The sequence below is a fragment of the Flexistipes sp. genome, from assembly GCF_036172515.1.
GTDB lineage: Bacteria > Chrysiogenota > Deferribacteres > Deferribacterales > Flexistipitaceae > Flexistipes.
The window spans coordinates 70,529-81,016 of sequence record NZ_JAXKVW010000012.1 but is presented as its reverse complement, the minus strand read 5'-3'; the positions used below and the strand labels follow the sequence as shown (position 1 = coordinate 81,016).

The following is a 10,488-nucleotide window of genomic DNA, read 5'->3' as shown; positions in this document are numbered from 1 at the left end:
TCTTACTGCAGATTCTTTAAATTCTGCAGTATAACTCCTGCGTCTCGATGTCATTTTGCACCTCTCTCTTATTTGTATAATAGGTGCTTAATTTTTTGTCCATTATTTTTGTACCACATCAATGCAGCAAGAAAACCTTCAGGAGTTGGCAATAGAAATGGACCAGGATAGAGATAGAGACAGGGACAGAGACATCGATAAAGATAGGGATCAGAAACAGGATAGGGATAGGGACATGGATAAAGATCAGGATAGGGACATGGATAAAGATCAGGATATGGATCAGGATCAGGATCAAGATCAAGACAGGGATCAAACCAGAGAGAGAGATCAACTGGCCATGGAAATAACAGAAACAGCAAGAGTTATGAGCAAACTTGGAGTCCAATCTGATGTAACAACTGATGTACTGGGAAATGCAATAAGAAATCACTTCACACACCAAGAAATGAAACAGATGAGACAAGCTTTTATGAATAACTTTTCACATATGCATGCAAACAGGTATGCTAACATGGTCTCAAAAAATATTGCTTCCGGCAAAAGAGGGGCTGATGCTGCTCAAGGTTTTGGAGAAAGCTCCCCCGGTGGAAAATCCGGCACAAGTACAGACGGTGGCATGAACGGTAGCGGCATGGGAGGCAATGGTTCCGGTGGCTCAGATGGCTCTGGTGGCAATAGCGGCAGCGGTGGAGGCCGCAAATAATTAAATAACTGAACCGGCATAGCTATACCACACTCCGCCCAGAGGTACCGAGCACATAAGAGTTTATGTGCTCGGTTGTGGCAATCTCAAAACAATATAAAAAGAGAGATTGCTTCGTCGTTATCACTCCTCGCCCTGTTAAATGCCACAGGCAATCAGCGAAGCTGATATTTAACAGGGTGAACAAAGACTTGTAATATGTGCAAATGCGAAACTTCAAAAGTTATTTAAAAAGGTCTGTACTCAAATATCTCTCTCCGGTATCACAAACGATAAACACAATATTTTTATCCCTGAATTCATCAAGTTTCGCAAGCCTGTATGCAGCTGCAAAATTTGCACCGCTGGAAATACCCGAAATAATTCCTTCTCTTCTAAACATTTCCTTTGAAAAATCGATAGCCTCTTCATTTTCCACCGTTTCCACTTTATCAACCACTGACAAATCGAGGTTCTTAGGAATAAACCCGGCTCCGATTCCCTGAATTTTATGAGGTGCCGGCGTAAAACTTTCATTATTGATGTGTTTTGTTATGGCAGGACTTTCCGACGGCTCAACAGCCACAGATGTCAGTGTGCGGGACAATACACTTTTAAGGAATCTGGAAACACCTGTAATGGTGCCGCCTGTACCGACGCCTGCAACAAAAACATCAACTTCACCGCTCAAATCTCTGTAAATTTCCGGTCCCGTTGTTGCTTCATGAATTTTTGGATTGGCAGGATTGTCAAACTGCCCCGGTATAAAAAACTTATCCGGGTTCTCTTTTGCCATCTCATCCACCTTGTCAATTGCTCCTTTCATACCCTTTTCTGCGGGGGTAAGAACAAGTTCTGCACCAAGCATCTGCATCATCGATCTTCTCTCAACACTCATAGATTCCGGCATTGCAAGGGAAACCTTAAATCCCATGGAAGCCCCCACCATTGCCAGAGCAATCCCCGTATTGCCGCTTGTGGGCTCAATAATAGTCATCCGTTCTTTTAACACGCCCCGCTCCACAGCATCTTTAAGCATGGAGTAAGCTATCCTGTCTTTAACGGAAAATGCCGGATTTCTGCTTTCCATTTTGGCAAACAATCTGCCTTTGAGATCTTTGTTAAAATGGGAGAGTTCAACTATTGGGGTTGCACCTATGCTGTTGTAATAATTTTTAAAAAAGTTTCTCATAATACGCCTCCCGGCTGTCAGATATTATTTAAAGCCTGATCAAGGTCCTGCATTATATCATCAACATGCTCTATACCAACGGAAAGTCTTATAAAATCATCACTTACTCCCGATTTTTCACGCTCCTCAGAGCTGAGCTGCTGATGAGTGGTACTTGCAGGATGAATCACAAGCGTTCTCGCATCACCTATGTTTGCCAGATGAGATATCATCTTGACTGATTCTATAAACTTAGCACCGGCTTCAAAGCCGCCCTTGACTCCGAAACCTATTATACCGCCGTAATTACCTTTCAGCAGTTTTTTAGCCGTTTCATGGTTCCTGTGAGATTCAAGACCTGGATAATTTACCCAATTGACTTTCGGATGCTTCTCAAGAAATTCTGCAATCCTCTGAGCATTTTCACAGTGCTGCTTAATTCTGAGAGGAAGTGTTTCCAGCCCCTCAATAATCATAAACGCATTAAAAGGAGATATACATGCACCCATATCTCTCAGCAGTTGGAGTCTCATCTTAATAACAAATGCAATTCCTCTAACAACGGCACTTTCATGATTTCCAAAAGTTTCCCAGTATTTTACACCATGATAAGAAGGGTCGGGCTCTGTCAGGCCGGGAAATTTACCGTTGTCCCAGTTAAAATCACCTTTTTCCACGACAGCGCCGCCCACACTTGTTCCGTTGCCGGAAGCGTACTTGGTAAGAGAGTAAACAACAATATCAGCTCCATAGTCAAACGGATTAAAAATATACGGCGTTACTGTGTTATCGATAATCAGCGGAACACCAAGGTTATGTGCATGTTCGGCAATTTTGGGAATATCGTCAACATTGTTACCGGGATTGCCTATGGACTCTGTATAGAATGCTTTCGTATTCTCATCTGCAGCATTTTTAAAATTATCCGGATCAGAAGGATCCACAAATCTCACTTCAATTCCCATTTTCTTAAGTGTATATTTATAAAGTGTCGTAGTGCCTCCATACAGATAAGTTGAGCTGACTATATTGTCCCCGGCGGAAGCGATGTTCAAAACACTGTAAGTGATTGCTGCCTGACCGGAAGAAACCGCCAGAGCCCCTGTACCTCCGTGTAACGCAGCAAGCCTTTTCTCCAATACATCCTGAGTCGGGTTCATAATACGAGAATAAATATTCCCGAACTCTTTTAAATCAAAAAGATTAGCGGCATGCTCAACAGACTTAAACAAATAAGATGTGGTCTGATAGATAGGCACCGCCCTTGCCCCTGTGGAATCGGGCTCATACCCGTGATGCAAAAGTAAACTTTCAATATTTTTCATTTCTGCCTCCCAAAAAGTGGATTATTTAAGATATTGCCCAAAAATGCATATTTAATTTTAAGATACATAATTAAAAACATAAAGCAACATCCGTCTTTATAGCTGTATATTACACAAGATAAATGCAATGTCAATAAAAAACATGATATTTATGATATTTACCCAATTTCTTGATAGCTGAGTGGTTGATTAGTTGAGTGGTTGAGTGGTTGAGTGATTGAGTTGTTAATTGGTAAATAACCAGAATTAAAAGTTAGAGAAAAAAGGAAAAAACAAAAATCAGTATAGAGATATTAATAAGGGTGAATTTTATCCCTGCCTTATTTTTCAGAAAAGTCATTATCATTATAATTATTATTGTCTCAATTAATATTACAGCAATTTTCAGATAGCCGCTCTGCAGCAGTAACGCTATTGCAAAGATAAGAGCAAATAAATAGCAAAGAAGCCATACTGAAAGAATCTTATAATAATTACGATATCCCAGCTCATTAATAATTATTTTGATACCTGCATTTTTGTATTCATCCCTGTATTTTTCGGTAAGAAACAGAAAATGCGGCACCTGCCACAGATAAAATATTGCCGCAATCAAAATTATTCTGTTCAAAGAACCTGGGTTATGATAGATCCCCCACCCGATAACCGGAGGTATAGCCCCGCACAAGGATCCTGCAAGTAAAGCATAAGAGTATTTCCGCTTTAAAGGCGTATAAATAATGTTATATATCACCAAATTTATGACAAGTAAAAGTGCAACCAAATAATGTCCTGTCAGTAAAGGGATGAGAAGCGATAAACCTATCAATAATAATCCAAGAGCAAGCGCCTTTGAAGGGCTTATCATGCCGGTTACAACTGGACGGTTCATCGTTCGTGGCATCAACTTGTCTGTATCCCGTTCCTGAACCTGATTTATAGCAGAATTGCCGAAAGAGTGCAGAAGAACTGCGAAAATAACGGAAAATACTTCGGACTTAAATGAGCCGCCGCTGAGATAAAATCCGAAATAAGCGGAAAGAACCACCATCAGGGAAATATTTATCCTGAACAGTTTCAGCATTCAACTATTTTTTGCCCGCATTTTTTATATACTCAACGAGGGCATCTAATTCTTCCTTACTTAGATCGTTATATGAAGGCATCATAGGGTCAAACCCTGCAACAATATCTTTACCTGGCTGCTGTATAGAATCCCTTAGATATTGTTCATCCACAATTGTTTCTATCTTCTTGCCGTTTCTTATAACACTCTCTTTGGATTTATACATCCTCTTAAATGACGGGCCTACGGTCACAGTCCCGTCTGTCGAATGGCATCCGAAACACCCTGAATCTTCAGCAACTTTCTTGCCGTCTATTTTGCTCTCTGAAATTTTCTCACCTGCAAAGAGGCTGAGCATCATCTCCAAATCTTTTTCAGATATATCATTTTTATACGAGGACATAATAGCATCAAAGCCTTTAACAACTTTCTTAGATGGATTTAATATCGATTCTCTCAAATAGTCTTTATCGGCTGTCACCGTTTTTTCTTTACCGTTTTCAATGACCGTAACTTCTTTTTTATAAATATCTTTCAATGTAGGTCCTACCAGCACTGTTCCATCGAGTGAATGACAATCCGTACAGTTATACTTTTTCAATAATTGCGGCAAAGTCACGGCCGATTCTTTCTCACTGATCCTCTTATTTATAAATTTTTCATATTTTTCACTGCTTACAACATGAATTTTCGACATCATATTGGAGTGTCCTACGCCGCAGTATTCGGCACAATACACATCAAATACGCCCTTTTCAGATGGATTGAACCACGTATAAGTATTCATACCGGGAACGGCATCCACCTTAATACGGTACGCAGGAGCATAAAAGCTGTGGATGACATCTTTGGAAGTAATATTCAATTTTACAGGCTTGCCCACAGGGACATACAGTTCATCGGCGGAAAATCCTTCCGGATACGTAAACTTCCACGACCACATTCTCGCTTCAACATTTATATTCATAGCGCTTTCCGGAGCAGAACGAAGCGCAGTAAAGCTGTCCCACCCAACTAAAAACATGCTTATCGCTATGAGCGTGGGAATAACCGTCCACAATGTTTCAGCCAAAAGACTGCCCTTAATATCCGCAGGCTCCGGATTCCGTTTATGATTGTATTTGTAAAGAAAATATAACATAGTCAAAACTATGCCTATCAGAATCAGAATGGAAATACCTATTATGTAATAAAAAGCGATATCAACTTTCTGAACGGAATCCAGCTGTGGATACATTACAAACTCCTGATATTTTTAATTTGCCCTGAATGCCACATCAAAAAAAGTAAAACCTATAAATATTGCAAGAATAACAAAAGCCAGTAAAACCATTATCTTAAATAAACCGCCTTCATATTTTAAATGCATGAAGAAAAAAACCACTAAGGAAGCTTTGGCCGTAGCAATTAAAAGTGCAACTACCACATTAAAATAACCCAGATCAATATTTCCGGCCAGAACTGTCACACCTGTAAGCACAAAAAGTGCAATCAGCACTTTAAACAATACATTAAACTCTACAATATGTTTTTCTTCAGCATGCATACCGATCTCCTACACAACAAGATAAAACAACGGAAACAGATAAATCCAGATCATATCCACCAGGTGCCAGTAAAGCCCCGTATTCTCCACTGCCACAAAATCCGAACTTGTCACCCTGTTTTTAGCGACAAGTACCAAAACAACAAAGATAATAAGCGCTCCTATTAAAACATGCAGCCCGTGCAGACCTGTCATTATATAATACAGTCCGAAGAAAATTATCTCACCTTTGGGTCTTTCAAGAAGTGTGGGGGAATCCGGATAGATGCCATGGTGTATTTTTGCTCCCCATTCGAAATATTTATTCACAAGGAAAACACATGCTAAAACCATTGTAATAATCAGGAGAACCATGCAAAGTTTTTTATTCTCTTTTTGCAAAGCCGTTATGGACAAAGCCATAGAAAAACTGCTTGTAAGCAGAACAAGAGTATTTGCCGTGCCGAAATATACATTCAGCTCCTGACCCGCCAAATGGAACTCGTCCGGGTATCTGTGCAGATAAACGCTGTAAAGCACAAAAAGACCGCCAAAAAGGAGAATCTCCGTAAAAAGGAAAAGCCACATGCCGATTTTGGCACCAATATAATCCTTATTGATATTGTGCGTCATCTTCTATCCCTTTGTACTCGTATGGTCCCCTTGTAAGCTCGGGCTCCTCAATAAAATTGAGTTTGGGAGGAGGACTAAGTGTTGTCCACTCAAGAGTGGCGGCGTTCCATGGGTTTTTGCCCGCGGGTTCTCCATTTTTAATCCCTCTGTAAAGGTTATAAAACATTAGAATCAAACCGACTGCCACAATCCACGAACCTACTGTGGATACAACATGCCCCAGCTGATATTCAGGCAGATAATCAAAATATCTTCTGGGCATACCCATAATTCCCAAAACAAGCATAGGAAAATAGAGCACATTAAAACCTATAAAAAGTATCCCCCAAGCTGTTGTGGCCACCCTTTTGTTGTACATTTTTCCATAAATTTTGGGAAACCAGTAGTGAAGACCGCCGAACATACCGAAAACGGTCCCGCCGAATATTGTGTAGTGAAAATGCCCCACCACGAAATATGTATCGTGCACATGGATATCAGTACCGGCAGCCCCGACTACAAGACCTGTGAGTCCGCCTATTGAGAACAGAAAAATAAAAGCAAGAGCGTACAACAGAGGTGGTTCCAGAACTATAGAACCTTTATACAGAGTGGCTACCCAGTTAAAAACTTTTACAGCAGAAGGTATGGCTACGATAAATGTCAGAAAGGAAAAAATCATTACGGCCGTATCACTCATCCCGCTGGTAAACATGTGATGAGCCCAAACCAGTGAGCCGGCAAAAGCAATACCCAAAGATGAGAGGGCAATGGCCTTATAACCGAAAATATGTTTGCGGGCAAAAACCGGTATTATTTCAGTCACAACACCCATTGCGGGCACAACCATAATATAAACAGCCGGATGTGAATATATCCAGAAAAGATGCTGATACAAAACAGGGTCTCCGCCTTTGGCGGGATCAAAAAGCCCTACCCCCATGGTTCTTTCTATAAATATTAACAGAACGGTTATGCCTAAAATGGGTGTCGCCAGCACCTGAATCCAGCCCGTTGCATAAAGTGCCCAGCCAAACAGAGGGATTTTTGTCCACTTCATGCCTGGTATCCGCATTCTGTGTATCGTTGTAATAAAATTTAATCCTGTCAGGATAGATGAGAAACCAAGGATAAAAACACCGATAACGGCCACATTCACATTTGTTGTGGTATATTCACTGAAAGGCACATAAAATGTCCACCCTGTATCGGGGGCACCCTGCCCTGTGAATAAAGAAATCAGGATAAGAATAAGTCCGATTATATAAAGCCACCATGAAAGCAGATTTATCCTGGGAAAAGCCACATCCTCCGCCCCCAGTTGCATAGGTAAAAACAGATTACCCAGCGAAGCCGGGATACTGGGAATAACAAAAAGGAATATCATTACTACACCGTGAACTGTAAAAAAAGCATTGTATGTTTGCGCACCAACAATTGTGCTGCCCGGAGCAATAAGTTCCAGCCTCATCAGAAGTCCGATGACAACACCCACGGCGAAAAGCGAAAGTACTGAATAGAGATAAAGAAGACCTATACGTTTATGGTCAGTTGTAAAAATCCATGAGAAAATACCTGAGAATCTCCCGTCATCTTCCCAGAATGAAAGTGTTTTTGATTCTGAAGAATTCATCTGTCCCTCTTGCGTCTTTTTTTCTGGCCGCCAAAAGCAATTATCAAAAAAGTAATAACTATAAATATTATAATTATTGTACCCGAAACCCTCATTACGTTAAAAACATACGTTCTTCCCTTGGGATCATAATCAAAGCAGTAGCTCAGTACTCTCTTAACGGAAACCCCTATATTGCCTTTTTGAGCCTCAATAATAGCCATTGTAAGATCGAAAGGGAGCAGCCGTGTTCCGTATAAATAGCGGACAATTTTACCTTCCGTTGAAACGAGAATAAGTGCCACAGGATGTATAAACATATCACTGTTAGGTCTCTTCTTAAAATTAAAGCCGATGGTATTCATTAGTTTATCAATGTTTTTTTTATCGCCAGTTAGAAATTTCCAGGATTTATCACCGAACTTTTCAGGCAGGGCTGCCATATAATTCTTTTTTTCATTTGCAGCTATGGCAGGTGTTTCAGTGTGGTCAAAACTTACGGACAAAACCTGATAATCCTTGCCGGGATTCAGTTTAACCTGAGGAAGGATATTGGTCAGTTTGCTTTGCAGTATATTGCAGACATTAGTGCACTTATAGTAAACAGGAGCTATTACGGTAGGTTTTTGGGACACAAGTTTTTTAATTTCAACTTTTTCACCTTTGGTATTATAAAAATATATTCCTTCCGGTATTATCATTCCCAATTTTTCTTCAACACCCACTTCACTCTCCGAGGGCGTTGTTTTGCTGCTGCTCTCATCAGCACCGAAAGCAGCTGAAACAAGCAATAAAAAAAATAACGTTAAAAATAGTTTTTTTACCATCAAAAACTGGATATCTCTTCAGCAAGTTTTTCAATCTGCTCATCACTCAGAGACTTAACCTGAGACTGCATGATATTTTTTTTAGAGCCGCCGTATGTTCCTTCCTGATAACCATTAAGCTTTTTGATAATATCTTCCTTACTCTGTCCCTTCAAAAGAGGAGATGTACCCAAGGCATGCTTATTGCCTGTACTTCCGTGACAACCGGCGCACCTTTGCTGAAACAGAGAAGCAGCAAATGAGGTTGTTGTGACCGAAATAATAAAAATGCCGATAATTACTGAAACTGATATGATATTTCTCATTATTAGCCTCCGGGATTACTTGTTATAATTAAACATTAACCATGATATCCCGGCTTGTCAATTAAATTTGCTTTTTTGACACCTCTCAAAATTCTCATATAGGTAAATTTTGACAATAAGTTATTACTATAGTCGGATTTTCAGGAACGGAGCAAAACATCTGGCGTTATTTATCCTGATGTTTCTGTTCAAAGCTTTATGAGATCGAAATTTGAAGAACGATTTGCCGTCTATCTAGTTTTCATCCGAAATTTAACAGACCTTGAAACAAGTGATTGAATTTTCGGATGGAAACTATCTAAGTATCATGTACTTTTATAATATATCTTTTTGAGAACTTTGGATGATCAAAAAATCAGTGAATAATAAATAAAATAACCAGCAACAATAATAACAGATAAAAGAACAACCAATTTCCTTACTTTCAGCATATTCAGGCGCATAACCTGACTTATTAATTTATTCTTTACTGGAACATTATATTTCTGAATATAAAAAAACATAAAACTGATCCCTATCACATTAGAGAAAATTCCCATCATCAAAAATGGTACTTCATACTTCGTAAAAAATATCGAAATGCCTGAAACCGCCATAATAGGTATCAGGTTAGCAATATAATGGGTACAGCACAAAGCCATAGTGCCGGAAGAAACACTTCCCGTCGCTACTAAAGCTGAAGCTGGAGCATTATTTTCCTTTAAACTCTTTCTCATAAAAGAAAAAAGTCCCACCTGCAAACCAAAACCTGCTGTTATAGGCAAATAAAAATACCACCTAAACAAAAATCTTTCTGCAGCAGCGTCAAACGAATTCAGCAAAGTTAACAAAATAAGGAACAAGGATAATAATATAATAAAAGATGCAACTCCTATCCAAAAAGGGGTTAATATCTTTTTAATTCCCTTAGCAGAAGTCATTAAAGAGTCCACTCATAAATTCTTTTATTACCATTATCTTTGATAATCAATTCCATTTTATTAATTTCTTTTTCATAGCCGGCAAAAAGAATTTTACCATACCTATGATGACCACCGGGAGCCGAACCTTTCCATTTGACAGGCTTCATAACTTTTTCATTATTTATGACAAGCTCCGATATTTGACTCATATCAAAATCCAATGATCCGGAATGCGTGTTTATAGCTATTTCAAAAACTATCTCCGAAGAAGAGAGATTAACAGGTTTAGCCACAATTGAAATACCGTCGATCTCGTTTACTATAGAATTCAAACTACCTGTTATATTCTTTGTATTTTCTTTAGCATGAGTATAGCTGTATAGTAATGATATTAAAAAAAATACTAACAATACTCCGGAAAAGATTTTTTTAAATTTTTTCATAATTTACTCCTTTTTTCATGTTTTATACCTGTTGTT

At 39.2% G+C, this 10,488-nt stretch carries 12 protein-coding genes; 1 reads left to right on the top strand and 11 read right to left on the bottom strand.

What is annotated here, in order from left to right:
* The first annotated feature begins 121 nt into the window (after window positions 1-121).
* The gene (locus tag UMU13_RS08950; protein ID WP_328218544.1) at window positions 122-706 is read left to right on the top strand and encodes a hypothetical protein; all 585 of its coding nucleotides are present in this window, start codon (window positions 122-124) and stop codon (window positions 704-706) included.
* Between the two features lie 223 nt (window positions 707-929).
* Here the strand turns inward: UMU13_RS08950 and cysK are convergent, their stop codons facing one another.
* From cysK to UMU13_RS08895, 11 genes are all read right to left on the bottom strand, one after another.
* Window positions 930-1,877: a cysteine synthase A gene (gene cysK, locus UMU13_RS08945; RefSeq protein WP_328218543.1), complete on the bottom strand. Its 948-nt coding sequence runs from the start codon at window positions 1,875-1,877 to the stop codon at window positions 930-932.
* A 17-nt stretch (window positions 1,878-1,894) separates the two neighbouring features.
* A complete protein-coding gene (locus UMU13_RS08940) occupies window positions 1,895-3,181 on the bottom strand; it encodes an O-acetylhomoserine aminocarboxypropyltransferase/cysteine synthase family protein (RefSeq protein ID WP_328218542.1) in 1,287 nt (428 codons plus the stop codon).
* Window positions 3,182-3,434: 253 nt separating this feature from the next.
* The gene (locus UMU13_RS08935) at window positions 3,435-4,244 is read right to left on the bottom strand and encodes a UbiA family prenyltransferase (protein ID WP_328218541.1); all 810 of its coding nucleotides are present in this window, start codon (window positions 4,242-4,244) and stop codon (window positions 3,435-3,437) included.
* Window positions 4,245-4,248: 4 nt separating this feature from the next.
* The gene (gene coxB / locus UMU13_RS08930) at window positions 4,249-5,463 is read right to left on the bottom strand and encodes a cytochrome c oxidase subunit II (RefSeq protein ID WP_328218540.1); all 1,215 of its coding nucleotides are present in this window, start codon (window positions 5,461-5,463) and stop codon (window positions 4,249-4,251) included.
* Window positions 5,464-5,481: 18 nt separating this feature from the next.
* Window positions 5,482-5,772, bottom strand: coding sequence for a cytochrome C oxidase subunit IV family protein (locus tag UMU13_RS08925; RefSeq protein WP_328218539.1), 291 nt, complete (start codon window positions 5,770-5,772; stop codon window positions 5,482-5,484).
* Window positions 5,773-5,781: 9 nt separating this feature from the next.
* On the bottom strand, window positions 5,782-6,384 hold the full coding sequence (locus tag UMU13_RS08920) for a cytochrome c oxidase subunit 3 family protein (RefSeq protein ID WP_328218538.1): 603 nt from the start codon (window positions 6,382-6,384) through the stop codon (window positions 5,782-5,784).
* The gene (ctaD, locus tag UMU13_RS08915) at window positions 6,365-7,996 is read right to left on the bottom strand and encodes a cytochrome c oxidase subunit I (RefSeq protein WP_328218537.1); all 1,632 of its coding nucleotides are present in this window, start codon (window positions 7,994-7,996) and stop codon (window positions 6,365-6,367) included. Before ctaD ends, UMU13_RS08920 begins: the two co-directional genes overlap by 20 nt.
* Complete coding sequence (locus UMU13_RS08910) at window positions 7,993-8,802, bottom strand: SCO family protein (RefSeq protein ID WP_328218536.1); 810 nt, start codon at window positions 8,800-8,802, stop codon at window positions 7,993-7,995. The genes ctaD and UMU13_RS08910 overlap by 4 nt, the downstream gene beginning before the upstream one ends.
* Window positions 8,802-9,107 (bottom strand): c-type cytochrome, encoded by a 306-nt coding sequence (locus UMU13_RS08905; protein WP_328218535.1) that lies wholly within the window; start codon window positions 9,105-9,107, stop codon window positions 8,802-8,804. The genes UMU13_RS08910 and UMU13_RS08905 overlap by 1 nt, the downstream gene beginning before the upstream one ends.
* 347 nt (window positions 9,108-9,454) lie before the next feature.
* Complete coding sequence (locus tag UMU13_RS08900) at window positions 9,455-9,871, bottom strand: hypothetical protein (protein ID WP_328218534.1); 417 nt, start codon at window positions 9,869-9,871, stop codon at window positions 9,455-9,457.
* Between the two features lie 155 nt (window positions 9,872-10,026).
* Complete coding sequence (locus UMU13_RS08895; RefSeq protein ID WP_328218533.1) at window positions 10,027-10,452, bottom strand: hypothetical protein; 426 nt, start codon at window positions 10,450-10,452, stop codon at window positions 10,027-10,029.
* Window positions 10,453-10,488: the final 36 nt, after the last annotated feature.

Bases quoted from the DNA above. Each gene is read 5' to 3' on its own strand.
- UMU13_RS08950 (WP_328218544.1), top strand. From the start codon at position 122: ATGCAGCAAGAAAACCTTCAGGAGTTGGCAATAGAAATGGACCAGGAT.
- cysK (WP_328218543.1), bottom strand. From the start codon at position 1,877: ATGAGAAACTTTTTTAAAAATTATTACAACAGCATAGGTGCAACCCCA.
- UMU13_RS08940 (WP_328218542.1), bottom strand. From the start codon at position 3,181: ATGAAAAATATTGAAAGTTTACTTTTGCATCACGGGTATGAGCCCGAT.
- UMU13_RS08935 (WP_328218541.1), bottom strand. From the start codon at position 4,244: ATGCTGAAACTGTTCAGGATAAATATTTCCCTGATGGTGGTTCTTTCC.
- coxB (WP_328218540.1), bottom strand. From the start codon at position 5,463: ATGTATCCACAGCTGGATTCCGTTCAGAAAGTTGATATCGCTTTTTAT.
- UMU13_RS08925 (WP_328218539.1), bottom strand. From the start codon at position 5,772: ATGCATGCTGAAGAAAAACATATTGTAGAGTTTAATGTATTGTTTAAA.
- UMU13_RS08920 (WP_328218538.1), bottom strand. From the start codon at position 6,384: ATGACGCACAATATCAATAAGGATTATATTGGTGCCAAAATCGGCATG.
- ctaD (WP_328218537.1), bottom strand. From the start codon at position 7,996: ATGAATTCTTCAGAATCAAAAACACTTTCATTCTGGGAAGATGACGGG.
- UMU13_RS08910 (WP_328218536.1), bottom strand. From the start codon at position 8,802: ATGGTAAAAAAACTATTTTTAACGTTATTTTTTTTATTGCTTGTTTCA.
- UMU13_RS08905 (WP_328218535.1), bottom strand. From the start codon at position 9,107: ATGAGAAATATCATATCAGTTTCAGTAATTATCGGCATTTTTATTATT.
- UMU13_RS08895 (WP_328218533.1), bottom strand. From the start codon at position 10,452: ATGAAAAAATTTAAAAAAATCTTTTCCGGAGTATTGTTAGTATTTTTT.